The sequence below is a fragment of the Rhodococcus sp. IEGM 1318 genome, assembly GCF_033142465.1.
GTDB classification, from domain to species: Bacteria; Actinomycetota; Actinomycetes; order Mycobacteriales; family Mycobacteriaceae; genus Rhodococcus_F; species Rhodococcus_F qingshengii_B.
This window is the reverse complement of sequence record NZ_JAWLSC010000013.1, coordinates 114320-139409: the sequence shown is the minus strand read 5'-3', so window position 1 is coordinate 139409 and position 25090 is coordinate 114320. Positions and strand designations below refer to the sequence as shown.

Annotated in this window: 26 protein-coding genes; 13 read left to right on the top strand and 13 right to left on the bottom strand. The window is 62.2% G+C overall.

Annotated features, from left to right (window positions below):
* Window positions 1-27: 27 nt before the first annotated feature.
* Genes R4P65_RS26495 through R4P65_RS26485 form a run of 3 tightly spaced genes read right to left on the bottom strand, consistent with a single transcriptional unit; the run spans window position 28 to window position 2790 of the window.
* Complete coding sequence (locus tag R4P65_RS26495; RefSeq protein ID WP_317828726.1) at window positions 28-900, bottom strand: ABC transporter permease; 873 nt, start codon at window positions 898-900, stop codon at window positions 28-30.
* Complete coding sequence (locus R4P65_RS26490) at window positions 893-1714, bottom strand: ABC transporter ATP-binding protein (protein WP_003940477.1); 822 nt, start codon at window positions 1712-1714, stop codon at window positions 893-895. The genes R4P65_RS26495 and R4P65_RS26490 overlap by 8 nt, the downstream gene beginning before the upstream one ends.
* Complete coding sequence (locus tag R4P65_RS26485) at window positions 1711-2790, bottom strand: ABC transporter substrate-binding protein (protein WP_019744955.1); 1080 nt, start codon at window positions 2788-2790, stop codon at window positions 1711-1713. The genes R4P65_RS26490 and R4P65_RS26485 overlap by 4 nt, the downstream gene beginning before the upstream one ends.
* 277 nt (window positions 2791-3067) lie before the next feature.
* Between R4P65_RS26485 and R4P65_RS26480 the strand changes: the two genes are divergently transcribed.
* Entirely contained in the window at window positions 3068-4030 is a 963-nt protein-coding gene (locus R4P65_RS26480) for a sigma-70 family RNA polymerase sigma factor (RefSeq protein WP_317828725.1), read from the top strand.
* Here the strand turns inward: R4P65_RS26480 and R4P65_RS26475 are convergent.
* Window positions 4006-5727 (bottom strand): FUSC family protein, encoded by a 1722-nt coding sequence (locus R4P65_RS26475; protein WP_317828724.1) that lies wholly within the window; start codon window positions 5725-5727, stop codon window positions 4006-4008. The genes R4P65_RS26480 and R4P65_RS26475 overlap by 25 nt on opposite strands.
* A 186-nt stretch (window positions 5728-5913) precedes the next feature.
* Here R4P65_RS26475 and R4P65_RS26470 point away from each other — a divergent pair, with 186 nt between their 5' ends.
* Window positions 5914-7092: an acyl-CoA dehydrogenase family protein gene (locus tag R4P65_RS26470; protein WP_317828723.1), complete on the top strand. Its 1179-nt coding sequence runs from the start codon at window positions 5914-5916 to the stop codon at window positions 7090-7092.
* A 4-nt stretch (window positions 7093-7096) separates the two neighbouring features.
* Here the strand turns inward: R4P65_RS26470 and R4P65_RS26465 are convergent, their stop codons facing one another.
* On the bottom strand, window positions 7097-7723 hold the full coding sequence (locus R4P65_RS26465) for a TetR/AcrR family transcriptional regulator (RefSeq protein ID WP_317828722.1): 627 nt from the start codon (window positions 7721-7723) through the stop codon (window positions 7097-7099).
* Window positions 7720-8376: a TetR/AcrR family transcriptional regulator gene (locus R4P65_RS26460; protein WP_317828721.1), complete on the bottom strand. Its 657-nt coding sequence runs from the start codon at window positions 8374-8376 to the stop codon at window positions 7720-7722. Before R4P65_RS26460 ends, R4P65_RS26465 begins: the two co-directional genes overlap by 4 nt.
* A gap of 183 nt (window positions 8377-8559) precedes the next feature.
* On the opposite strand from R4P65_RS26460, the gene R4P65_RS26455 reads away from it, so the two are divergent.
* From R4P65_RS26455 to fadD11, 7 genes are read left to right on the top strand one after another with little or no spacing between them, the layout of a single operon-like run.
* Window positions 8560-10116 (top strand): NAD(P)/FAD-dependent oxidoreductase, encoded by a 1557-nt coding sequence (locus tag R4P65_RS26455; protein ID WP_317828720.1) that lies wholly within the window; start codon window positions 8560-8562, stop codon window positions 10114-10116.
* Window positions 10116-11048, top strand: a complete 933-nt coding sequence (locus R4P65_RS26450; protein WP_317828719.1) for a metal-dependent hydrolase — start codon at window positions 10116-10118, stop codon at window positions 11046-11048. The genes R4P65_RS26455 and R4P65_RS26450 overlap by 1 nt, the downstream gene beginning before the upstream one ends.
* Window positions 11045-12136 (top strand): PDR/VanB family oxidoreductase, encoded by a 1092-nt coding sequence (locus R4P65_RS26445; RefSeq protein ID WP_317828718.1) that lies wholly within the window; start codon window positions 11045-11047, stop codon window positions 12134-12136. Before R4P65_RS26450 ends, R4P65_RS26445 begins: the two co-directional genes overlap by 4 nt.
* Entirely contained in the window at window positions 12133-12633 is a 501-nt protein-coding gene (locus R4P65_RS26440; protein ID WP_317828717.1) for an SRPBCC family protein, read from the top strand. Before R4P65_RS26445 ends, R4P65_RS26440 begins: the two co-directional genes overlap by 4 nt.
* Window positions 12630-14063 (top strand): aldehyde dehydrogenase family protein, encoded by a 1434-nt coding sequence (locus R4P65_RS26435; protein ID WP_317828716.1) that lies wholly within the window; start codon window positions 12630-12632, stop codon window positions 14061-14063. Before R4P65_RS26440 ends, R4P65_RS26435 begins: the two co-directional genes overlap by 4 nt.
* Before the next feature lie 4 nt (window positions 14064-14067).
* Window positions 14068-15030: an SDR family oxidoreductase gene (locus tag R4P65_RS26430; protein WP_317828715.1), complete on the top strand. Its 963-nt coding sequence runs from the start codon at window positions 14068-14070 to the stop codon at window positions 15028-15030.
* Window positions 15027-16829 (top strand): fatty acid--CoA ligase FadD11, encoded by a 1803-nt coding sequence (fadD11, locus tag R4P65_RS26425; protein ID WP_317828714.1) that lies wholly within the window; start codon window positions 15027-15029, stop codon window positions 16827-16829. Before R4P65_RS26430 ends, fadD11 begins: the two co-directional genes overlap by 4 nt.
* Here fadD11 and R4P65_RS26420 read toward each other — a convergent pair.
* The 5 genes from R4P65_RS26420 to R4P65_RS26400 form a co-directional block, all read right to left on the bottom strand.
* The gene (locus R4P65_RS26420) at window positions 16805-17890 is read right to left on the bottom strand and encodes a sulfate/molybdate ABC transporter ATP-binding protein (protein WP_317828713.1); all 1086 of its coding nucleotides are present in this window, start codon (window positions 17888-17890) and stop codon (window positions 16805-16807) included. The genes fadD11 and R4P65_RS26420 overlap by 25 nt on opposite strands.
* Entirely contained in the window at window positions 17887-18696 is an 810-nt protein-coding gene (locus R4P65_RS26415) for an ABC transporter permease (RefSeq protein ID WP_230814555.1), read from the bottom strand. The genes R4P65_RS26420 and R4P65_RS26415 overlap by 4 nt, the downstream gene beginning before the upstream one ends.
* Complete coding sequence (gene modA, locus R4P65_RS26410; RefSeq protein ID WP_317828712.1) at window positions 18693-19502, bottom strand: molybdate ABC transporter substrate-binding protein; 810 nt, start codon at window positions 19500-19502, stop codon at window positions 18693-18695. Before modA ends, R4P65_RS26415 begins: the two co-directional genes overlap by 4 nt.
* A 28-nt stretch (window positions 19503-19530) precedes the next feature.
* Window positions 19531-19926, bottom strand: a complete 396-nt coding sequence (locus R4P65_RS26405; protein WP_003940157.1) for a molybdopterin-binding protein — start codon at window positions 19924-19926, stop codon at window positions 19531-19533.
* A 125-nt stretch (window positions 19927-20051) separates the two neighbouring features.
* Window positions 20052-20630, bottom strand: coding sequence for a carboxymuconolactone decarboxylase family protein (locus R4P65_RS26400; RefSeq protein WP_230814557.1), 579 nt, complete (start codon window positions 20628-20630; stop codon window positions 20052-20054).
* A 135-nt stretch (window positions 20631-20765) separates the two neighbouring features.
* On the opposite strand from R4P65_RS26400, the gene R4P65_RS26395 reads away from it, so the two are divergent.
* A complete protein-coding gene (locus tag R4P65_RS26395) occupies window positions 20766-21956 on the top strand; it encodes a pyridoxal phosphate-dependent aminotransferase (protein ID WP_317828711.1) in 1191 nt (396 codons plus the stop codon).
* Window positions 21953-22963 (top strand): AraC family transcriptional regulator, encoded by a 1011-nt coding sequence (locus R4P65_RS26390; protein ID WP_317828710.1) that lies wholly within the window; start codon window positions 21953-21955, stop codon window positions 22961-22963. The genes R4P65_RS26395 and R4P65_RS26390 overlap by 4 nt, the downstream gene beginning before the upstream one ends.
* On the opposite strand, the gene R4P65_RS26385 is transcribed toward R4P65_RS26390, so the two are convergent.
* Together R4P65_RS26385 and R4P65_RS26380 are read right to left on the bottom strand one after the other, a co-directional pair.
* A complete protein-coding gene (locus R4P65_RS26385) occupies window positions 22960-23385 on the bottom strand; it encodes a VOC family protein (protein ID WP_317828708.1) in 426 nt (141 codons plus the stop codon). The two genes, R4P65_RS26390 and R4P65_RS26385, sit on opposite strands and share 4 nt — an antisense overlap.
* A gap of 57 nt (window positions 23386-23442) precedes the next feature.
* Window positions 23443-23883, bottom strand: coding sequence for an Lrp/AsnC family transcriptional regulator (locus R4P65_RS26380; protein ID WP_020970517.1), 441 nt, complete (start codon window positions 23881-23883; stop codon window positions 23443-23445).
* A 79-nt stretch (window positions 23884-23962) separates the two neighbouring features.
* Here R4P65_RS26380 and R4P65_RS26375 point away from each other — a divergent pair, with 79 nt between their 5' ends.
* Window positions 23963-24700 carry an AzlC family ABC transporter permease gene (locus R4P65_RS26375; RefSeq protein WP_317828707.1) on the top strand — a complete coding sequence of 246 codons (738 nt, stop codon included), beginning with the start codon at window positions 23963-23965 and terminating at the stop codon, window positions 24698-24700.
* Window positions 24693-25022: a branched-chain amino acid transporter permease gene (locus tag R4P65_RS26370; RefSeq protein WP_003940007.1), complete on the top strand. Its 330-nt coding sequence runs from the start codon at window positions 24693-24695 to the stop codon at window positions 25020-25022. Before R4P65_RS26375 ends, R4P65_RS26370 begins: the two co-directional genes overlap by 8 nt.
* Window positions 25023-25090: the final 68 nt, after the last annotated feature.

Below are 25090 nucleotides of genomic sequence, written 5' to 3'. Positions count from 1 at the left end.
TCGCAGAATCTTTCCGTGAAAGTGTGGTCAGGTGGTGACGCGCCAGCGCGAGAGCCGACGTTCGATCAGGACCAGAATCGCGTTGATTGTCAGACCCAACAACGAGATCGCGACGATGCCCGCATACATGTTCGGGATCTGGAAGTTGAGTTGGGAAGCGGTGATCAGATACCCGAGACCGGCTTTGGCCCCGACCATTTCGGCGGCGATCAGCACGAGAATCGACGACGCGGCGGCCATGCGGATACCCGTGAAGATCGTGGGAACTGCGGCGGGCAGAACCACCTTCTGGAACAGCCGAATCGAGGAGAACCCCAGCGAGGCAGCGGACTTGATCAGCAGGGGGTCCACTGTTCGCACACCGGAGATCGTGTTGAGCAGAATCGGGAAGGTGCAGGCGTAGATCACCAGAGCGATCTTCGATTCCTCACCGATTCCGAGAATCAGCACGAAGACGGGAAGCAGAGCCAAGGCTGCTGTGTTGCGGAACAATTCGAGAATCGGGTTGAGGAAGTCGGAGACCGGGCGGTACCAGGCGATCGCGATTCCCAACGGAATCGCGATCGCAATGGCCACGAAGAAGCCGGTCAGCGCACGCGTCAGACTGGCCGAAACATGCTCTTGCAATTGTCCGTTCTCGGCGAGAGTGAAGAATGCGGACACAACTTCGGCGAAGGGCGGCAGGAAGACCTTGTCCACCAGCCCGAGCCGAGGTGCCGCTTCCCAGATCCCGAGGAAGATCGCGATCGCAATCGACGGCTTGGCAATCCGCCAGGCGGTGGAACCGATGTAGCGCGCCGCCTTGCCGCCGGCCTGGCTCCGCTGCGCAATGTCAGGTGTTCTGTCGGCCAACGGTTTCGGGGTGGCGACCACCTCCGGCGTCGCCAATGCGCTAGACATGTGCAACCTCCTTGGCAGGATCGAGTTCGCCGGCCCGAGCGCGCTCGACTTCACCGTGCAGCAGCGTCCAGATCCGGTGCCGGAACACACGGAACTCCTCGCCTGATCGCACGTCGTCGCCGGACCGGTCGATGTCGATGTCGACGATCGTCTTGACGCGCCCCGGGCGCGAAGTCAGTACTGCAACACGTTGCCCGAGGTAGATGGCCTCGTCGATTCCGTGGGTGATGAACAGGATGGTCTTGCCGGTGGCCTTCCAGATGCGCAGAAGCTCGTCCTGCAGCGACTCTCGCGTCTGTGCGTCCAGCGCAGCAAATGGTTCGTCCATCAGCAACACTTCGGGATCGAATGCCAAGCTGCGGGCGATCGCGACTCGCTGCTTCATTCCACCGGACAACTCGTGCGGATAGCGATCCGCGAAACCTTGCAGACCGACCAGTTCGAGGTAATGCTCGGCGAGTTCGCGTCGCTCGCTCTTCTTCACGCCCTTCGCTTCGAGTCCGAACTCGATATTGTGACGTGCAGTTCGCCATGGAAGTAGCGCGTATTGCTGGAAGACGATTCCCCGATCCAAGCCTGGGCCCGTGATCTGCTTGCCGTCCAGAAGGATTCGACCGGAAGTGGGCGAACTAAGTCCTCCGAGGAGGTCCAGCAGAGTCGACTTGCCGCAACCACTCGGCCCGACGAGGACCAGGAACTCCCCCGGCGCCACGTCGATGTTGATGTCCTCGACCGCGGTGAAAACTTCGTCGGTCCCACGAATGTCGAACTGTTTGGTGACGTGCTCGAGCCGTAGTTTCGGTTCTGTGCTCATTTTGCTGCCTCCAGTGCCTGTCCGTCAGCGCCGCTGTCGGGTGAATACGTTCCGTTGGCGTACGGGTTGAATTCGTTGGTGTAGATGTCCGACGGCTTCAACTTTCCTTCTTCGAGTTCGCCGTTACGGGTGAGCCAGTCGATCCACGTGCTGATCTCGGTATCGGTGATCGTTCCGCCGGGACCGGCGACTCCTGGGCTCTTCCAGTAACTGATGAGCTTGGTGTCCTCGTTGCGTCCGCGGCTGTTGATGATCGACGTCAGCTTCGCGATCACTTCTTCTCGTGGGTGCGTCTGCGTCCAGCGGATGGCCCTCGCTGTTCCCTGTACGAAATCGGCGACCGCCTCCTTGTTCTGCGCGATGTAGTCGTCACGGAACACCAACGTGCCGTAGGTGAACGAGCCGAACAGCGATTCGTCGGTGAACAGCTCGCGAAGACCACCGCGTTCGAGCGCTGAGTCACGGAAGACCGAGCCGAGGGTGGCGACATCGATCTGTCCCTGGCGCAGCGCCTGTTCCGTGTTGACCGGCGGAACGACGATCAATTCAACCTGCTTGATCTCGTCAGGCGTAAGTCCCTGCCGCGCAAGCCATTCACGGACGACGAACTCGTGGTGCGCACCGAGGGTGTTCATCCCGACCTTCTTGCCGATCAAGTCCTTCGCCGACTTGATCGGACTGTCGTCGAGTACGTAGTACCCGTTGAAGCTCTCCTTGTCGGAGCCGTAGTACCCGATGACCGAGGTGATCGGTGAACCGGCGGAAGCCAACTTCACCACCGCACCGTTGAACGCTCCGCCGAACTCGGTTTGACCAGTCGCTGCGTTCTGGATGCTCTGAGGGCCGCTGGTCGTGTCACCGATCCAGTTGAGCTCCACGTCGTTGAAGTAGCCGAGGTCAGCGGCCAGTTCGGGGTAGATGACCTGTCCGGTGCTGCCCTCGTACCGCAGGACGGTCTTGCCGTCGGCGGTCTTGACGACTTCGTCGGAGGAGCCCGAGCAGGCAACGGCAAGGCTGGACAGAGTGACAAAGGCGACGGCCGCGGCTACCGAGCGCGCGAAACGAGGGCGAATCATGAAGTTGCTTCCTGTAGAAGATGATTGGTTCAGTTCTCGGCTACACCTGTCCGGAGCGCCGTGTGCGGCGCTCGGCACAGGCAGGTGTGGGGAATGTCAGTTCAACGACAACAGTTGAGCGACATGAGCGGGAAAGACCGAAACACGTGGGACTCCAATGAATGTGACGACGGAATCGAGCCGTTAGCAGTGCCGAAACCATACGTCGGCACCCACTACCTGGGTCAACGGTTACATTCATGCCGGATTTAATGTGTGAGGTCCGTATCATGAGGGCATGCTTTCGCCGACGACTGCGCAGGACTTCGAGCAACACCGTGGCCACCTGACGTCGGTGGCCTACCGTCTCACCGGAAGTTTCAGCGACGCTCAGGATGCGGTGCAGGAAGCGTGGATACGGCTTCAAGTTGCCGAAACCACGCGAGGCGAAGAGCTGCAGATCCGCGAACTGCGCGGATGGCTCACCACTGTTGTCGGACGGATCTGCCTCGATCATCTCAAATCGGCCGCGGTCAGAAGAGAAAGCTATGTCGGACAGTGGCTTCCGGAGCCGATCGTCACGCCCGTCGACGCCACCGCGGGCACACCCTCAGCGACACCCGATCCGCTGGAGTACGTCGTGACGCAGGAGCAGAATCGTTTCGCTGCCCTCGTCGTCCTGGACACCCTTACTCCCGCTCAACGCGTTGCCTTCGTCCTGCATGACGGCTTCGACGTGCCCTTCGCCGAGGTTGCGCGAATCCTCGACATCGAAGTTGCCACTGCCCGTCAGTTGGCCTCGCGGGCCCGTAAAGCCGCAGCCTCGGCGCCGGTCCCGGTCAGTAGCGAGGAGCATGCTGCCGCCGTCGAGCGATTGGTGACGGCTATCGCGAGTGGAGATCTGAACGCCGTGATCGATGCACTCGATCCCGATGCCGTCCTGATCGGTGACGCAGGCGGAACTACCCGCACGGCAGTCAACGTCGTCCGCGGCAGTGATCGTGTGGCGCGGTTCTATCTGGGGTTGGCCCGCAAGTACGGACCGGCGGCGCTGTTCTCGATGACACCGGTTCTCGTCAACGGACGGCTCGGCGGTGTATTCGCCGGCTCACCAGGGGATGACCAGTACCCGCAGTTCGCCGCTCGCGTTGCCGGCTTCACTGTCCGCGACGGAGTTGTGTGCGCAGCCTACGATATTGCGAATCCAGCCAAGTTCAGCGCTGTGCCGATGCTCGATCACACCGAACCCGAACGCAAGTAACGAGACTCCCATTCCTCGAGGTGTGATCTGGACACCTGCGTTCCGAACCACAGTCGGTGCAGTACATCCGATCCCAGATGATGCAATTCGGTGTGCGTCCTCCACTGCTGCGACGCCCACTCGGGTTCGTTGTGGGCGGCGTCGATCCCGGCCATCGCGCTACCTCGCAGTTCGAAGTCCAGGTCCCGTCGAAGCTCCGAAAGCTCCGACCAATTCGCCTGTGGTGCATAGTGCCTCGCGCGAATTTCGGTCAGTAGCTTGAACAGGACGCTACTCGCCCGTTCGTCGACCCAGATCAGAGTGCGTCGATGCGCACCGCGCCCCACCGTCCACAGGACCACCAACGCCACGACGACGCCAATTGCCGTCTCGAGCATGCGGCTGAGGATCAGATGTTGGACGGTCCCGTGCGCACCACCGGCCGCGCCGAGGAGAATCGCGAGGGCGGTGATGAAGATGACGGCTATCCCGTAATTCCGCACCAGGAACAGCTCGATCCCGGCCATCAGGACGGCAAGTACCGCCACCAACCACAGACCGGTCGGACTCCAGGCGTAGATGGCACCCAACAGAATCAACCCGAGGACGGTTCCGCCGATGCGGTGGATTCCGCGATAGGTGCCCAGTATTCGATCCGGTCCTTGATGAAGGACCATCGCCGCGGCGATCACCGCCCAGTCCGGGCGATCGATGCCGAGCAGGACGGTGAGGGTTCCCGCGGCCATGCAGGCAATGGACAGCCGAAGTGCCGTGACCGACGCTCGGCTGGACGGATTGCAGGCGCGGAGGAACCGATATCGGATATTCGGGTCGGGCAGAGGCGGGTGAGCCCCGACCTCGTCGACGTCGAACGCGGGGTCCGCCATGAGCTCCGGATCGTGGTCGTCGGAGATCGCTCTGGCCATCGAGATCTGCGCTCGTTCGAGTTCACGGGTCAACGGGTGGTCTTTCCCGACGATTGCGCCGCGGTAAAGGCACTGCCACGCGTCGTGCAGCCGAAGTGCTGCAGCGTGGCGTTTGTCTCGCGTGAGTTCGGGTGGGGCGTACGCCGCCTGGGCGTCCGTGTAGTCCGAAACGGCCGAGACGGCTGCCTGTACAGTGCTGCGTTCGACAGTTCTCGGTGCCCACAGGATTCCCGTCATCGAGACGACCACCGCGCTGATCCCACCGATTGCCGTCCACATCGCGACCTCGACCGGCGGCTGGCCGGGAGTGGCGATCACGGAGCTGATCTCGGTGGTGAGCAACAGAAAGAAAGCGCCCGGTGGGCCCAATCGAAGCGCGTCGACGGTGAAGGCGCAGGTCGACACCATGACGGCCATGATCAGCACGACAAAGACGAGCAGCACCGTCGGCGCTCCCTCGGCGATGGCTCGGTGGACGGGCTCGCCCACTGATGCCCCGATGAAGGACAGGATCGTCAGCGCCGTCGCGGCGATACCGACTGCCTTCCACCTGCTCCGGTAGGGACGGCCCTCACCGTAGATCGATGCAAATGCACCGAGGCCGACCAGGAGCGACGCTGACCCGAATCCGAGAAGTGTGGCGATGGCCGCCGGAATCGCCAGCGCGAGGGCGACGCGAACCGCTCCGGGGTACCGGTTTCCCACCGGCGGCAATCCGAACAGGACGCTGCGCGCCGGCCGCGGAGCCGGGAGGTTGGACTCGTGACCCGCTGATGTTTCTTCGGGGTCCACTGCCCATCCTTCGCGCCGGCCTGTTCGTGTCTGTGTCGTCCCATTCTTGCGGGCGGCCGACGTGGAATTCGAGGCGGGTCCGGAGGTCGATTCGACCACCCTTTATTGACACTCTGTCAACAGTGTGGATGATAGGTGGAGTCGGATCCGCTCGCGGGTCGCATTTCATCGATCGGGAGAATCACGATGACGCAAGGATCTACCGCAACCCGAACCACCGAACGCCGGTCCCCGTGGATGGACGACGAATTGGAGGCCGTGGCCGACCTGGCAAGGAACTTCTTCGCCAAACACGTCACACCGCATCAGAAACGCTTCGCGTCCCAGGGTTTTCCCGACAAATCCGCATATCGAGAACTCGGGACGCTCGGGCTCGCCGGCATGTCGATCCCCACCGAGTACGGCGGTGGCGGAGGAACGTTTGCGCACGACGCCGTGCTGTTCCACGAGCAGGTCATGGCGGGTGATCATTCGCTCCAACTCGGCGTGCACTCGGGAATCGTGCCGCACTACCTCAATGCCTACGCCGATCACGAGCACAAACTGCGCTGGCTACCGAAGCTGGTGAGTGGCGAGTGGGTGGGCGCAATCGCCATGACCGAGCCCGGCACCGGATCCGACTTGCAGAACATCACCACCCGCGCCGTCCGCGACGGTGACGACTATCTGATCAGCGGCGCAAAGACATTCATCTCCAACGGTCGCAATTGTGATCTGGTGATCATTGCCGCCAAGACCGATCCCAGCCTCGGAGCGCGTGGAGTGTCGCTCATCGTGGCCGAGGTCGATTACAACACACCGGGTTTCGAGCGGGGGCGAATACTCGAGAAGGTCGGACAGAAGGGCCAGGACACCACCGAGCTGTTCTTCGACCGCTTGCGGGTGCCTGCAACAAACCTGCTCGGGGACCGCGAAGGCACAGGGTTTGCCCAGCTGATGCAGCAGCTACTGCCTGAACGATTGATCTGTGGGGTTGCAGCCACTGCGGCAATGGAGCGTGCAGTCGCCCTCACCGTCGAGTACACCAAATCCCGAAACATGTTCGGGCAAACGCTCTTCGATCTGCAGAACACCCGCTTCGAACTTGCCGAGTGCGCGTCCATCGCTCGTATCTCACGAACGTTCATCGACGACTGCATCGTCAAATACCTTGCCGGGCAGCTCGATGCGACTACCGCCGCGATGGCCAAGTACTGGCTCACCGATCAGCAGTGCGCCGTGATCGACCGCTGCGTGCAACTACACGGCGGGTACGGCTACATCCTCGAATATCCCATCGCCCAGATGTACGCCGACGCTCGCATTCAGCGAATCTACGCCGGATCGAACGAAGTCATGAAGGACCTCGTGGCGAGATCACTCTGAGCAATCAGGAATCCGCATCGCACGCCGGCAGAACGTCACGCACGATGGCGAGCAAACTGCGTACCAGCAGAAGGTGCACCTGTTCGCGGTCGAGCGCTCCCGTCACCAACCACTGCTTACTGGCAGCCTTCGCCAATCCTCCGTACGCCACGATCATCGAATGAACAGCAGCCTCGCTGCCTTCACTCGGTCGAATCTCGAGCGCATCCATCATGCGTCGCGCAGCAACGTCGTCAGCGTCCTGCAGGATCCGATCCATCTCGGGATCACGGCGGAGGTCGTCGGACATGACTGTCGAGATCCACATGTCGCGATGACGCCAGGCGACGTCGAGCCACCGATCGATCACGGCGCCGATCCGCTTCTCCTGGCTCGCCGATCGCTGAATACGGTCCACCGCCACTTCGGGAATGAAGACGAATCGCCGCACGACGTCGAGGTACAACTCCCGCTTGGAGCCGAAGTAATGATTGAGCAGCGGACGACCGACCCCGGCCGCCTTGGCCAACTCGGTCATCGAGACGTCGGCAAAAGACTTCTCCTCGAAAACCTTTGCCGCGCTGACAATGATCTGCTCACGCCGGTCTTCAGGACCGAGACGCTTTCCGCCTGTGGCCGACGCGGACGTCATTCTTTTCTCGCGGGCGTGCTGTTGACCGTCGCCTGCGCTTCGACCATGAGCGAAATGTGTTCCACCAAACGCTTTCGAGAGATCTTGGAGGACGGGGTGTGCGCCTGATAGATGAACGCGAGGGCACCGAACAGCCCCACCGAATTGAGTTCGGAGTTCGCGGAGTCGGTTGCCTCGCCGCCGTACATCAGCTCGAGCGACGCGGAGATCGGATTGGTGAACTCCGCCATCAATTCTCGCCCTCGCTCCCACAGCGCAGGTTCCGCCTGGGATTCGACGAACATGATGCGTCCACGGCGCGGATCCTTGAATACATAGGTGGTGAAGGCCTTCACCACGTGACGGATCAGGGCCGACGGTTCGGAAGGCGCCGCCTCGAGAGCGTCCAGAATAGTGTCGCGTGCCCCGAGAACGACCTCGTCGAGCACGGCGACCAGCAGTTCGTCACGATTGGCGAAGCTCTCGTAGAAGTACCGTTCGGTCAGCGCAGCCTCGCGGCAGGTCGCACGCATGGTCGCGGCGGCCGCACCCTCGGTGCCCATGATCTGCAACCCGGCTTCGATCAGCTGTGCCCGGCGCGCGGCGCGGCGATCTTCTGGTTCCTGCCCACGCCACCTGCGCGAGCCGGTGCGCCGAGCCTCGGTATCCGTCATGTCCCCATGTTCTCACTGACCGGCAGTGCTCTCGACCTCAGGTTATCGCGCCGACTCCCGCGAGCGAACTGACATCGCACGATGTCAATCAATTCAATTCTGACATCAATCGCTGTTGACATCACTTGATGTCAGCCTTACTCTTCGTTCAGTTGTTCACGCAGCAATCAGGAGGCGTCACACATGGTCGACATCGACCCAACCTCGGGGCCATCGGCCGGTGACGAGGAAACTCGAACTCGCCGAACACGAGTCGTCGTCATCGGAGCCGGTTTCGGCGGCATCGGAACGGCTGTCCGCTTGAAGCAGTCCGGGATCGACGACTTCGTCGTTCTGGAACGTGCCGCGGAGCCCGGGGGGACCTGGCAGGTCAATACCTACCCCGGTGCACAGTGCGACATCCCGTCGATTCTGTACTCGTTCTCGTTTGCGCCCAATCCGAACTGGACGCGGCTGTATCCGCTACAGCCCGAGATCTACGACTATCTCCGGGATTGCGTCCATCGCTTCGGACTGGCCGGTCATTTCCACTGCAACCAGGACGTGACAGAAGCTTCGTGGGACGAGCAAGCCCAGATCTGGCGGGTACACACTGCGGAAACCGTCTGGGAGGCACAGTTCCTGGTCGCGGCCACCGGCCCGTTCAGTGCCCCCGCCACACCCGACCTTCCCGGGCTCGAATCGTTTCGTGGTCAGATGTTCCACACCGCGGACTGGAACCACGACCACGATCTTCGCGGTGAGCGGATAGCCGTGGTCGGCACCGGCGCCTCTGCGGTGCAGATCATCCCCAGACTGCAACCGCTCGCGGACACGTTGACCGTGTTCCAGCGGACACCGACGTGGATCCTGCCGCATCCGGATCAGCCGATGACAGGCTGGCCAAGCGCTCTCTTCGAGCGGGTGCCGCTCACCCAACGACTGGCACGCAAGGGACTCGACCTGCTTCAAGAAGCCCTGGTACCCGGATTCGTGTACAAGCCGTCACTGCTCAAAGGTTTGGCTGCACTCGGCCGAGCACACCTCCGACGGCAGGTGCGGGACCCGGAGCTTCGCGCAAAGCTGCTCCCCCACTACGCATTCGGATGCAAGCGTCCGACGTTCTCGAACACCTACTATCCCGCGCTGGCGTCACCCAATGTGGAGGTGGTGACGGACGGAATCGTCGAGGTGCAGGAGCGCGGAGTTCTCACCGCGGACGGAACCTTCCGGGAAATCGACACCATAGTCATGGGAACCGGCTTTCGGATGGGAGACAACCCGTCGTTCGACATCATCCGAGGCCAGGACGGCCGCAGCCTCGCGCAGACATGGAACGGCAGTGCCGAGGCCTTCCTCGGCACCACCATCAGCGGTTTTCCGAACTTCTTCATGATCCTCGGCCCCAATTCCGTGGTCTACACCTCGCAGGTCGTCACGATCGAAGCGCAGGTCGAGTACATCGTGAGCTGCATTCTTCAAATGGACGAGCGCGGCATCGGCAGCATCGACGTCCGCGCAGACGTGCAACATGAGTTCGTGCGCGCAACAGACCGCCGACTCGCCACCAGCGTGTGGAACGCCGGCGGGTGCAGTAGTTACTACCTCGTCGACGGCGGCCGCAATTACACCTTCTATCCCGGATTCAACCGATCCTTCCGCGCCAGGACCAAACGAGCCGACCTCGCTCACTACGCGCAGGTACAACCCGTCTCGTCCGCAGCGCTCACCACTGCTCGAGAAACCGTGAGGAGCCGATAATGCTCGGCATCAACGCCTTCCGAGGCACACCCGTCGTCGCACCGTCCGGCGCTCGCCGCTACACCGACGAAGCACATGCGATCGCCGCCCGTGACGTCGATTTCGACTGGGACGGCGTACCACTGCATTACGTGCCGAACGAACCGATGGTCACCCACGTCATCAACTTCATGCATCTCGTGTTACCCGAGGGAGAGCGGGCCATGTCCGCAACGCTCGCCGAAGCACTCCCGCTCATCGAGGACACCCGCCTGCACGAAGAGGTGGTGGGATTCGTCGGCCAGGAAGCAACACACGCGTCGTCGCACAAAGGCGCCCGCGAGCATCTTGCGGACCTCGGCATGGACATGAAACCGATGTCACGCCGGATGGACTGGCTCGTGGACAAGATATTGGGCGACAAAGGATTGACCGGAAAAGCCAAGCACGCCTGGCTCTGTGAACGTCTCGGCTTGTTTGCCGCCATGGAGCACTACACGGCAGTGGTCGGGGAATGGCTGCTCACCGATCCCGCCCTCGAAGATGCCGGCATGCACCCGATGATGCTCGACATGGTCAAGTGGCACGGTGCCGAGGAGGTCGAACACCGCAACGTAGCCTTCGACGCCTACATGTACGTGGACGGCAGCTACGCCAGACGCGTTCGCACGGCGCTGCTGGCCAGCTTCACGTTGTTCGTGCTGTTCATCGCCTCGATGAATTACCTGTTCCGACAGGACCCGTCCACGACGAAGGGCCGACTGTGGCCTCTCCAACTGATCAGCGCCACTCGCCGCGGCCTGGTACCCAACATGAAGTTCCTGATCACCGAGATTCCTCCGTATCTGCGGCCGAGCTTCCATCCTTCCCAGATCGGGGACATGGACGTCGCCATGCGTTACCTCGCTCGCTCGCCTGCCGCCAATCGTTCCTCCGAAGTGAGTGAAAGATGAGCAAGACGACTGCCGACAGCCCCCACGACGCACACGACTTCACACCGACCCGGTCGTTGAGGTTTGCCGCACAGGCGACGGGCGCATACCGCCGAATCTTTGCAGCAAGTCCGGCAGCGCACATACTTTCGCGCCCCAGCCCGGTCCGCTACAGCGGGTTCGACATGACTCTGGACGTGAAGTCCGTCCGGTCAGAGTGCGACGACGTCCTGAGTGTCACCTTGACCCCGAGGGAAGGAATCACCCTTCCGTCGTGGATTCCCGGCGCCCACCTCGACATCTTTCTCCCCTCGGGAAGGCAACGACAGTATTCGTTGTGCGGCGACCCCGACGACTTGTCCTCGTATCGGATCGCCGTCCGGAGGATCGACGAGGGTGGGGGCGGCTCGCGCGAGATACACGAGTCGCTGAAACCCGGCATGGTTGTCGACGTACGAGGGCCACGCAATGCATTTCCGTTTGTCGCTGCTCCGTCGTACCTCTTTGTTGCGGGCGGAATCGGGATCACTCCGCTCCTTCCCATGGTGCAACGTTGTCACCGCCGCGGAATCCCGTGGCGTTTGGATTATCTCGGACGAACTCGGACGGCCATGCCATTTCTCGACGAGATCGAGGAATACTCCAGCGGCCGGGTAACCATCCGACCGGACGACGAGTTGGGCCCGACGGATATCGAAACACTGGTCGCTGCTGCGGATCCCGGTGCCGCGGTGTACACGTGCGGACCGGCGCCGCTGATGAACATGGTGCGCGCGGCGACCTTCGCCGGCAATCCGACCGGATCGGTGCACAGCGAGAGGTTCTCCCCACTCCCGGTAGTCGACGGCAAGGAGTTCACGGTGCATCTGGCGCGCACCGGTCTCACCGTCGATGTGGGCGAGTCCGAAAGTGCTTTGGCTGCGATACGTCGTGCACTTCCCGGAGTAGCGTATTCCTGCCAACAGGGCTTCTGCGGTACGTGCAAGGTTCGGGTGCTCTCGGGGAGCGTCGATCATCGAGACACCTTGCTCACCGAATCCGAACGTGCCGATTCGATGTTGACCTGTCGATCACGTTCCACCGGTGGGTCTTTGGTGGTGGACCTGTGAAGGGAAAATTCTCTCTTGCGGCGGCCGACGCAGCCTTCATCCGATCCGCTCCGCTGGTGATCACTCACCGGATCGAATCCGAAGCGACATGTGAGAGCTTGTGGCAGACATTGACCTCGAACGGTTCGATCGCGTCGTGGGCGCGCGGGATCACCGGAGCCGACTGGACCTCGGCCAGACCATTCGGCATCGGGACCACGCGAACTGTGCGGGCCGGCGCTTTTGCTGCACTGGACGAGAGATTCTTTCGCTGGGACGAGGGGAACCGGATGTCGTTCTATGTGGAGTCGGCGTCACTTCCGGGATTCAAGCGTTTCGCCGAAGACCTTGTGCTGGAACCGACTTCGACTGGAAGCCGTCTCACCTGGACGTTCGCTGTGCAGGCGCAGCCGTGGTTCGCCCCGATTCTGTCCCTTGCCAGACCGATCCTCGGCCGCGTGACCCGCAACTGGGCCGACGGCGCCGTCCACCACACACTTCAGGGGACTCCGCGATGACAACAAACGAGATCGACACGGCCGCGCATGCGACCGACCACACGGTGACACAGGCAGTGCGCGAAGCGCGAGTCGCCGCCGCGTGGTGGGCGGAACTGACTTTCGAGCAACGCGCCCGCCGACTTGATCGGTGGCGAGGAATCATCGCTCGTCGAGCATCCGAACTCGCCGACGTCGTGCACCGGGACATGGGCAAGCCGCACCCCGACGCGATGCTCGAAATCGCCATGGCACTCGAACATCTCGCGTGGGCGTCGAAGAACGCTCGAAAGGTGTTGGGCAAGCGCACCGTCGGTTCCAGTCTGTTGACGATCAATCAGGCTGCCTCGGTGGAGTATCGGCCTCTCGGAGTGGTCGGTGTGATCGGTCCGTGGAACTATCCGGTCTTCACCCCGCTCGGTTCGCTCTCGTTTTCGCTGGCTGCAGGCAATGCCGTGGTCTACAAGCCGAGTGAGTTCGCGCCGGCAGTCGGGCAATGGTTGGTCCGAGCGTTTGCCGAGGTCGTCCCTGAACATCCTGTGCTGCAAGTTGTCACAGGCGACGGTTCGGTCGGCGCGGCGCTGTGCCTGGCCGGTGTCGACAAGATCGGGTTCACGGGATCGACCGCGACGGGCAAGAAAGTCATGGCAGCGTGCGCCGAGACCCTCACACCGGTGTTGATGGAATGTGGCGGTAAGGACGCACTCATCCTTGATGCCGACGGAAATGTTGGCGCCGCCGCGGATGCTGCGGTGTGGGGCGCATTGTCCAACTCCGGTCAAACCTGTCTGGGCGTCGAGCGTGTGTACGTGCACGAACAGGTCTACGACCAGTTTGTCGACAAGACAATCACTTTGGCCGCCCGCGTTCATGCGGGTCCTAATGCCGACGACAAGATCGGTCCGATCACCATGCCCTCTCAAGTCTCCGTCATCCGGCGCCACATCGACGACGCGGTGTCGCGAGGTGGACGTGTCGTTCTCGGAGGGCTCGGCTCGATCTCCGGTCAGTACGTGCAACCGACCATCATGGTCGACGTCCCCGAAGACAGCCTCGCCGCCACGGAGGAAACTTTCGGCCCGACGATGACGATCACCAAGGTCGCCTCGATGGACGAGGCGGTGGAGTTGGTCAATGCGTCGCCATACGCATTGGGAGCAAGCGTCTTCGGCAAGGATGGAGCGGCTGTTGCCGATCGGCTCCGATCCGGAGGAGCGTCGGTGAACTCTTACGTGATGTATGCCGCGGTTCCCAACCTGCCGCTGGGTGGGGTCGGAGCATCTGGTTTCGGGCGCGTTCACGGCCCAGATGGTCTGAAGGAGTTCACCTACGCTCGTTCGATGACCCGGCAACGATTCCGTTCGCCCTTACCACTGACGACATTTCGAAGGACCGCCCGAATCGACTGGCTGGTCAAGGTTCTCATCCGCGCTCTACACGGAAGGCACTGAAGCAATGACGGGACGCTTGTCCGCAATTGCGGGAACAGTCCGCGATCTGGGCATTCCACTGCCCGGACGCCGAATTGACTACGACGTCGCCGGAAAGGTCGTACTCATCACCGGCGGAGGCGACGGTATCGGTTCCGCGTTGGCGCGCACTCTCCACCGGCGTGGGGCCACCGTGGCGCTGGTCGACGTCAACGAGAGTTCATTGGCAACGGCCGAGCGCTCATTCGGGTCACAGCGAGTCGTGACGGTGACGGCCGATGTCCGAGATCGGAACGGCATGAAAGCAGCCGTGCAAACGATCATCGAGCAGCTGGGCAGAATCGACGTCGTGGTGGCCAACGCCGGAATCACCCCTCCCCCGGCAACATTGCGCCAGATCGATCCCGACGCCTTCGATCGCGTGCTCGACGTCAATCTCACCGGCGTCTTCAACACCGTGCATCCGACCATCGACGAGGTGATCCGCAACAGTGGGCACATCGTCGTCGTGTCCTCGGCAGCGTCGTTCGCCCCCGGTTTGGGCGGCGCTTCGTACATGATCAGCAAGGCTGGGGTCGAAGCGCTCGGCCGGGCGCTGCGTCTCGAGGTTGCCGGCTACGGCGCCACTGCCGGCATCGCGTACTTCGGGATGGTGGACACACAACTTGCGCGCGCAACTCTCGACGACGACGAGATCGGGCGCAAACTTGACGCTCGACTACCCGGTCCCCTCCGTCATCGAATCTCCCCGGACCGTGCCGCGACAGTGATCGCCGACGCGATCGCTCGCCGCGCCGCCCGGACCCTTGCCCCCGCTGCCTGGGAACCCTGGGCGTGGGGACGCGGTTTCATCAATGTCCTTGCCGACGGCTATCTGGCCAGGGACAAACAGGCACACGACCTGATCCGCGAACTCGAAGACAGAACCACCGCTGCGGCCCCGACGAATGCATCAGCCCTGACAAAGGCATCCAGGAGAACATCATGACCACGTTGTGTGCAGCCTTTCAGCGAGTGTCAGCAGTAGCGCCTGACGCGGTGGCCCTACGTGATATCGCCGATGCGCGAACACTGACGTGGCGCGAGTACGCCGAACAGGTCCGCGAGGTTGCCGCAGGATTGGCCGGAATCGGCGTGGGACAAGGCGATACGGTTGCCTTGATGATGAGCAACCGCATCGAGTTCTACCCGATCGACGTCGGTGCCCAACATCTCGGCGCGACGTCCTTCTCCATCTACAACACGTCGGCACCCGAAGCCATCCGTTACATCCTTGCCAATTCCGGTGCACGGGTTCTCGTCTGCGAAGACCGGTACGTGGATACGGTCCGCCGCTCGGGTGCCACACTCGAGACGATCGTGGTCGTCGACGCGCAATCGCATGTCCACCGGCCCGGCACCGTGACCCTGGAGCAGATGAAGGCGTCTGCCGCCACTGATTTCGATTTCGAGGGTACCTGGCGTTCGGTGAAACCGAACGACGTCGCCACGTTGATCTACACCTCCGGCACGACCGGCAACCCCAAGGGCGTCGAGACGACTCATGCATGCCTGTTGTTCGAAACCAACGCCGTAAGCGCTGTACTCCCCGTCGAATTCGGTGACCGCATCACCTCGTACATGCCGTCGGCGCACATCGCCGATCGGCTCACCTGCCTGTACATGCAGATGGTGTTCGGCACCCAGATCACTGTCGTGCCGGATCCGAGCCAGGTAGCGGCCGCGCTTCCGGACTGTCGCCCCACGATCTGGGGCAGCGTCCCCCGTGTGTGGGAGAAACTGAAGGTTGCCGTCGAATCGGCCGTCGCCAACGAACCGGACGACGCGCGGCGAACGGCATTGCAGTGGGCCCTCGATGTCGGTCGCACCCGTCTCGCGCACTTGCGAGCCGGTGAATCCGTTCCCGCCGACCTGGAGGCGGACTACGCCCGAGCAGATGCGATGGTCCTGTCCGCTATGCGTGCGAAACTCGGTTTTGCCGAACTGAAGTGGGCCATCTCTGGCGCCGCACCGATTCCGCCGGACACATTGGCATTCTTTGCAGCCCTGGGAGTTCCGATCTCGGAGATCTGGGGAATGTCCGAGCTGACATGCATCGCGAGTACCGCGCCGGCCGAGCCGACCAAGCTCGGAACGGTCGGAAAGTTGCTTCCAGGCATGGAAATGCGCATCGAGGCGGACGGCGAGCTACTGGTTCGAGGCCCGTTGGTCATGAAGGGGTACCGCGGCGAACCGGCAAAAACGGCCGAAGCGATCAGTGCAGACGGGTGGCTCTCGACCGGAGATGTCGTCACCGCCGACGCGGACGGCTACCTCACGGTGATCGATCGCAAGAAGGAGCTGATCATCAATGCGTCGGGAAAGAACATGTCACCAGCCGCCATCGAGACGGCAGTGAAGACGTCGTCGTCGTTGATCGGTGAGGTCGTGACGATCGGAGACGGCCGAAAGTTCAACACAGCGTTGATCACTCTCAGCGCCGACGCCTCGGTCGGAGCGGCACGCTCACTGGGACTTGCGGCCGAGGCCGCGGTACTCGCCAAGGACGCTCGGATCGTCGACATCGTTGCAACTGCTGTCGCCGAGGGAAACTCGCGTCTGTCGAGGGCCGAGCAGATCAAGCGGTTTCACGTGCTCACCACGTTCTGGGAGCCAGGCGGCGACGAGCTGACGCCGACGATGAAGCTCAGGCGCAAGCCGATAGCCGAGAAGTACGCGTCCGAAATTGCAGCCCTCTATGCGGATTCGGTCGTAGAGGACGTCTACGAGCCTGCACCTTGCGCATAGATCAGCGTCTCGGTGGCCTTGACCACAAACGTAGCGGCCGATCCCGGAACCAGATCGAGTTCGGCCGCTGCGCTCGCCGTGATGTCGGCAGACAAGCCCGGCTGGCCGGCTTCGTCCTCGGCTCGCACTCGGACGACATCGCCTCGGTTTTCGATCTCCGCGATCGTGACCGCAAACGCGTTTCGTGGGCTGCCGTGCGGCGGATCCAGGTAGACCGACACTGCTCGCGGCTCGAAGACCGCCACGGCGGCACTGCCGGCCGGTAGGTCGGTCTCCGTCTGGCCCGCGATATCCACCCCGACCGGACTTCTGAGCACTCCGCCTCCGGCCATCGTGCCGCTGCGCAAATTGATCCCGGCGATCCGTGCTGCGAATGCACTACGCGGGCGGGTCAGAACTGTTCGTACGTCACCACGTTCGACGACCCGGCCACCGTCCATGACGACAACCGTGTCGGCCAGCGCCAGTGCGTCCAGAGCGTCGTGCGTGACCAGTACGGCCGTGCGATCGCCGGTCCTGAGCACTCGGCGCAGTAACGACCGCAGCGCGGGGGCGGAGGCGACATCGAGCGCGGACATCGGTTCGTCGAGCAGAAGCAGTTCGGGTTCAGCAGCCAATGCCCTCGCCACTGCAACCCGTTGCGCTTGGCCGCCGGAGAGCTGTGAAGGCCTGCGGTCAGCCAAATCGCCGGCGTCGACTGCGTCCAGCCAATGGCGCGCGGACTCGGCGGAATCGCGACGCGACCGCCCTGCACTGCGCGGCGCGAACGCCACGTTCGCAGCCGCACTGAGATGGGGAAAGAGAAGTGCCTCTTGCGCGAGTAGGGCAGTGCCGCGCCGATGGGGTGCCAACGCGACTCCCCTACGGGTATCGGTGAGAACGCGGGAATTGAGTTCGATCAACCCGCGCCGCGGATGATGCAGTCCGGCAACCGCCGCCAGTACCGTCGACTTGCCGGCGCCGTTCGGCCCGAGGATGGCGGTCACCTCGCCCGCCGCGACGTCGAACGTCGCAACGACGTCGCGCTCCGGGATCTCGATGTCGACGTGGAGGCCACTCACAACGAACCCGCCGATCCGCGTCCACGCACCGCAACCACGATGACCACCGCGACTACGACCAACACCAGCGAAAGCGCTACCGCTGCATACGGATCGGTCTCACGCTGGAGATAGATCTCCAGCGGCAGGGTACGCGTCACCCCTTGCAGACTTCCCGCGAAGGTCAGCGTCGCACCGAATTCCCCCAGTGCGCGAGCGAAAGCCAGAACTGCCCCTGACACCAGACCGGGAAGCACCAGCGGCAGAGTCACCCGGCGAAGCACAGTGGTCGGGCGGGCTCCGAGCGTCGAGGCAACGGCCTCGTATCTTGTACCCGCAGTGCGTAGTGCACCTTCGAGGCTGACAACGAGGAACGGTAGCGCAACAAACGTCTGCGCCAGGACCACCGCGGTTGTCGAGAATGCTATCTGGATGCCGAGCACTTCCAACTGCTCACCGATCAGCCCTTTGCGCCCGAACGTGTACAGCAACGCGATACCGCCCACCACTGGCGGCAGAACCAGCGGGAGCAGAATCAAGGATCGAAGAACGGACAGTCCCCGAAAATGACTGCGCGCCAAAACCGCGGCCATCGGTACCCCGAACAGGATGCACAGCAGCGTGCTCATTGCCGCTGTCTTCAAACTCAGTTTCAACGCGGCAACCGACGATTCGGAAGTCACGAGTTCCCAGAACTGCGACCACTGCACGGTGGCCAGCATCGCAGCCAAGGGCGCGATGACAAACGCCCCGCCGATCAGCGCCGGAAGGTAAATCCATACCGGCAACCCGAGCGGAGCCCGGGCTGCCGGTCTTAGGTGTATCACGGGGCAGCGAATCCCGCGTTACTCAGAACTGCCAAGCCCTTGGGCCCCTTCACGAGACCGACGAACTTAGTTGCCGTTTCCGAATTCTTCGAATCCTTCAGCACCGCAATCTGGTACAGGTTGACCACCGTGGTGGCTTCCGGGAACGCGACCGTCTGCACCTTGTCACCCGCGGACTTAGCGTCGGTGACGTAAACGATGCCGGCATCGGCCTGCCCGGACGTCACCTTGTTGAGAACGTCGGTCACCGACGATTCCTCACTGACGGGCGAGAGGGTCTCACCTGTGGCCGTCTCGACCTTCTTCGTAGCCGCGCCACACGGGACCTGCGGAGCGCAGATCACCAGTTGCGTCCCCTCCTTTGCCAGATCGGCGAAGGACGCGATGCCCTTCGGATTGCCAGGCGGTACAACGATCGTCAAGGTATTGCTCGCGAAATCCGAGGGCGACCCCGCGACGACACCGGCATCGGTGGCCTTGGTCATGTTGGCGGCGTCAGCCGAGGCGAACACGTCAGCCGGTGCGCCCTGGGTGATCTGGGCGACCAGATCCGAGGACCCGGCAAAGCTGAATGTGACCGATGAACCGGGGTTCTCGGACTCGAACTCCTTACCGAGTTCGGTGAAGCTGTTCTTGAGTGACGCCGCCGCGAAGACGGTGATGCTTCCCGTGGCACTATCACTGGAAGTGGTCGTGGTCGGAGCGGCCGACGACGTCTCCGACGCCGAATTGTCGGAGGAACTACAACCGGTCACCAGAGCAAGCGAAAAGGCACCTGCTGCAACAAGTCCGACTACACGCTTCACGAATTTCCTCCAGTATGTTTTTGCAGAGTTACGGCGTTTCCACGATGACCGTGGTGGCCTTCACGATTGCGACTCCGATACTCCCGACCTCGAGTCCGAGCTCCCGAACCGCGTCGGTGCTCATCAACGAGACGACAGTGAAGGGCCCACACTGCATTTCGACCTGGGCCATCACCTTGTCGGTGACGACCTTGGTGACGAGGCCGGCGAACCGGTTGCGGGCCGAACTCGCACCCGTGAGCGGATCGGCCGGTGCGGGTCCGGCGTTGGACCGGGCGAAGCCCGCCAACTCGGCACCGTCGATGACCTTGCGGCCGGAGTCGTCCGTCGTCGCGGTGAGAAGCCCACCGTCGACCCACCGTCGAACGGTGTCGTCACTGACACCGAGCAGACCGGCAGCTTCGCGGATTCGAATGTTGGGCACCAGGTGATCGTAGGTCGCAAGTGCGGACCTAACAAGCCGAAACACTCCGCAGATGCGTGAGCTAGTCAATCATGATCACGTATCTGCGGAGCATTGTCGATAGTTGCCGTAGACGAGTCAGCGCATCATTCTTCGGCCCAGGGCACGCGGCAGGAGTCTGTGCTGAACCCTTGCTCGATGATCCCCAACGCCGAATACATCCGTGCGCGCATGTTTTCGAGCCCGATCTGATAGGTCAGTTCCACGACGCCCGCTCGCCCGAACCTGCGCTCGAGATCCGCGACCTGCTCGTCCGTCACCCCGTTCTCCCCGTGGGGGTCACCGGTCATGGCATCGGCGTAGGCGATCGCGGCCCGCTCGTCCTCGCTGTACTTCGGTGAATCCCGGTAATTCGCGATCCCTTTCAGCTTGTCGATGTCCAAACCGTCCAGGCGCGAGAGCATCGTCCCGAAGTCGACACACCACGAGCAGCCGACCGTCCAGGCGACGCGATAGACGGCCAGTTCACGAATGTTCGACGGCAGCACCTTCGACGCCTTCTGCACGGCCATCTCGTGACGGGCAGCGGCGACGAACAATTTCCGATGGTTGGCCAGGACGGCAAAGGGCTCGGGGACTTCGTCGTACTGCCTGGCGGCGAATTTGTATGCCACTTTGATCAACGGACTGGCTTCTGACGGTGTCACTGCGGGAATGCGAGTCATGGCAAGCCTCCGTATGTTCTGGGGCACCGGATTCGATGCTCTCTACAGAGTTGGACGATGGCGGCGATTCAAACGTGACAAGCACCGCGTCCGAGCGGATGTGAGGATGCGGTGTCAGCCGACTAAGCTGCAAAGATGCCTTCGACGCCCCGCAACCGCACCGTCTCGCGTCTGCAGCCGTTCGCATCCACGATCTTCGCCGAGATGACAGCGTTGGCCACACTTCACGACGCGGTCAACCTCGGTCAGGGCTTTCCGGATACCGACGGTCCTGCGGCCATGCTCGATGTAGCGCGTCGAGCCATCGCCGAAGGCGTCAATCAATACCCGCCCGGTCCGGGCATGCCCGTCTTGCGTCGGGCCATCGCGGAGGATCGGCGCATCCGCTACGGACTCGACAGTGATCCCGACTCCGAAGTTCTGGTCACCGTCGGCGCCACCGAGGCGATCAGTGCTGCGATTCTCGGACTGGTCGAACCCGGCGAAGAAGTAGTGCTGATCGAGCCTTACTACGACTCCTACGCTGCATCCGTCGCATTGGCAGGCGCTGTGCGTCGCACAGTTCCGCTGGTTGCCGCGGGAGACGGATTCGCGGTCGATCTCGATGCATTGCGCGGCGCGATCACCACCAAGACGAAGATGCTGATCGTCAACAGTCCTCACAACCCCACCGGCACCGTATTCACCGATCACGAACTTCGAGCGATCGCCGAACTCGCGTGCGAACGCGACCTGATCGTGTTGAGTGACGAGGTCTACGAGCACTTGGTCTTCGACGGCCTCACCCACACACCGATGGCGTCGCTCCCGGGCATGCGTGAGCGCACCGTCACCGTGTCCAGTGCCGCAAAGACTTTCAATGTCACCGGCTGGAAGACCGGCTGGGCGATCGGCCCCCGAGAACTCATCGACGGAGTCCGCGCTGCCAAGCAGTTCATGTCATTTGTTGCCGGTGCACCATTCCAACCGGCCGTTGCCTACGCGCTGACCAACGAACAGCCGTGGGTCGTCGAACTTCGACAGAGCTTGCAGGGCAAACGGGACGTACTCGGAAAAGCTCTGACCGAGGCCGGTTTCACGGTGCATTCCGGCGGCGGCACGTACTTCCTCCTTGCCGACATCAGACCGTTGGGCGAAACAGATGCGGGAGATTTCTGCCGCGCACTGCCCGAGCGTATCGGCGTCGCAGCCGTTCCGGTCGACGTGTTCGCGGACAACCGCGACGATTGGAAGCACCTGGTGCGCTTCGCCTTCTGCAAGCAGGACCACATTCTGTCCGAAGCTGCACGCCGTCTCCACCTGCTCCAAGGAGCAGCGCACCCATGACAGCGCGGACCATCCCGACCGCATTCGTCCACCGCTATCTCGCGTTCTCGCCGGACAACGACGTCGACTTGTCAGGTGCACTGCGAGCTGCTGGGATCGACCTCGAGACATTGTCCGACCCGCGCGCCCGGCTGACCCCGACTCAGGTCACCAGGTTCATTCAATCCACCTGGCAGATCACCGACGACGAATTGTTCGGCCTCGGATCCGCCCCGGTCCCCCGTGGCACTTTCCGATTGATCTGCCTGACATTGATCCATTGCCCTGACCTCGGATCAGCCTTCGCTCGAATGTCCGACGTGATCCGTGCGCTACCGGCTCTGGCACCACTGTCGATCGAGAAGGGTGAGGAAAGCACTCGGGTGAGTTTCGCTGTCCGAGCTCGCGAAGGCGTCGCCGAACCTGATGTCGCAGAACGTGTCACGACCGATTTTGTCCTGATCTTGCTGCACCGATTTTCCGCGTGGTTGATCGGAAAGCGCGTCCGACTTCGGGCAGTCGAATTTCCGTACTCGGCACCGGATGCGCGGTTGGCGCAGGACTACGACTACATCTTCGGAGCGCCCGTCACCTTCGGCGCGCAGCGAGCGGCACTGGAGTTCGACAACTCGGCAATGCGTGCACCGATCATCCAAACCGAGGAGACATTGGAGGAGTACCTCCGAGAATCTCCGATTCAGCTCATGTCAGAACGCGATTACGACAGCACCGCGTCGGCGCAGGTGCGACGGGTCCTGGAACTCGGGGTGAAAGGCCGAACCTCCACGGCCGAGGAGATCGCCGAGATGCTCTCGATCAGTGTTCCCCATCTGCGTCGACTGCTGCGGCGTGACGGAACATCGCTGAATCAACTACGGGAGGAAGTGCTCCGCGACGTAGCCATCGCTGGTTTGCGGCGCGGAGAATCCGTCGAAGTACTCTCGGCGCGATTGGGATTCTCCGAGCCCAGCGCGTTCCGTCGGGCCTTCAAACGATGGACCGGCGACACTCCGAGTTCGTACCGCTAGCCGACGCAGAACTCGTTTCCTTCGGGATCGGTCATCGTGATCCACACGCTCGGCCCCTGCGCTCCTCGGTGCAGGATCGTCGCCCCCGCCTTCTCGAGTTGCGCTGCAACGTCCTCGCGCTTGTCGCCCACGCGTATGTCGAAATGGAGTCGGTTCTTCACCGTCTTCGATTCCGGAACCAGTTGGAACAGAACGCGGGGACGTTCGGGATGCTCCGGATCGCTGATGGCCGCACCTTCGCGCCAGACGAGGACTCCCTCGAAGGTCGTGGTGTCGGATTCCTTGGCGTGACCAGCGGCGACGAGGCCCCTGATGAAGTCTTCGTCGCTAGGCTCCGCTGCCCACCCGAGTGCTGCGGCCCACCACTTCGCTTGTTCGTGCGGATGTGCCGAATCTACTGTGACTTGAAATTCGTATCCCATGTTCCGACGTTAACGCCGACCACCGACACCTGGAGCAGGTTCAGCCGAGTCCGGGCGTCAGTCGACACTCTTGATGGTCTTCATGGTGATCAGCGACGTCACCCGCGAGACAGCCGGAAGCCCGCTGAGCTTGGTGACCATGAAGTTCTCGTACGTCGCGAGATCTTTCACCGCGACCCGAATGAAGTAGTCGGGAATTCCGAACAATCGCCGACATTCGATCACTTCGTCGAAGGCTGCGACCTGGGATTCGAAGTCCTCGATGGTCGCCTGATCGTTGACTCCGATCTCGGCGGTGACGATCACCTGAAATCCTCGACCGAGCGCCTCCTGACTGACGATCGCGCGGTACCCGGTGATGATTCCATCGGCTTCGAGCTTTTTCACGCGGCGCAGGCAAGGGGACGGTGTCAGACCCACCAGATCCGCCAATTCCGTGTTCGTCAAACTCGAGTCCTGACGGAGGTGAAATAAAATTGCGTCATCCATGGCATCCATCGCACTATTATTGCGCACTGTTCAATATGTGGGCATTCTGAGCAATCGATCACCTCGATCTTTGTTATAGATTTGCGTCGTGATCGAACCAGCATCGTCGACGGCCGCACCAGCCGTCGAACTCCCACCGCGAACCCCGGCGTGGCGGCACGCCTTCCAGCTGTCGCTACCGGTCGGATTCGGCCTGCTTCCACTCGGGATCGCACTTGGTGTTCTTGTGGTCCAACAAGGGCTCAGCCCTTGGTGGGCAGTCGCTTTCACCTCGCTGATCTACGCAGGATCGCTGGAATTTCTCGCCGTCGGAATGGTCGCGGCCATGACACCACTGCCGTACGTCGCTCTGACTGCACTTCTGGTCAACTTTCGACATGTGTTCTACGCCTTGAGTTTTCCGCTGGAGAAGATTCGAAATCCCTTCGCTCGCTTCTACAGCATGTTCGCGCTGACCGACGAGGCGTACGCGATGTCGGTGACTGCCGATCCCAAGGCACTCACCGGCCGCACCATCGTCTACTCCCAGCTGTACCTCCACGGCTACTGGATCGGTGGCGCGATTCTGGGTGCGACAGCAGGACAATGGATTCCGGACTCGATCGTCGGCCTCGACTTCGCCCTGACGGCGTTGTTCGTCGTCCTCTCGATCGAAGCAATTCGCGCGCAAAAAGGATTCGCGGTGCCGGTCGCCGCGGTCACCTGCGCTCTGGTCGCCCGGCTGGCAGCGCCGGACCACATGTTGCCAATTGCGATGGGCGCCTTCGTGCTCTTCCTGATCTGCCGCTTCGTCTACGACTCGCGCAAGGCGAAGATCGATGCCTGACACCTCGTACATCTTTGCGGCGGTCGCCGTCATGGCCGTGGTCACCTTCGCGCTGCGGGCGATTCCGTTCGCCGCGCTCATGCCACTGCGCTCCTCCGCCCTGGTCGGGTACCTCGGCATCTACATGCCAGCAGGCGTCATGTTGATCCTCGTCATGTATTCACTCAAAGGGGTGTCGATCACCGCTCCTTCTCACGGCCTACCCGAACTGATTGCAGTGTGCGCCACGATCGCCGCGCACCTCTGGCGAAAGAATGCCGTCCTGAGCATCGTCGTCGGAACGACGATCTACGTCGCGCTGGTCAATACCGTGTTCGCCTGAGCATTTCCCATCGACGCGCAAAATATCTTTACTCCCGAATGGGCAATTTGTAACCTCCAGGCGCTTAT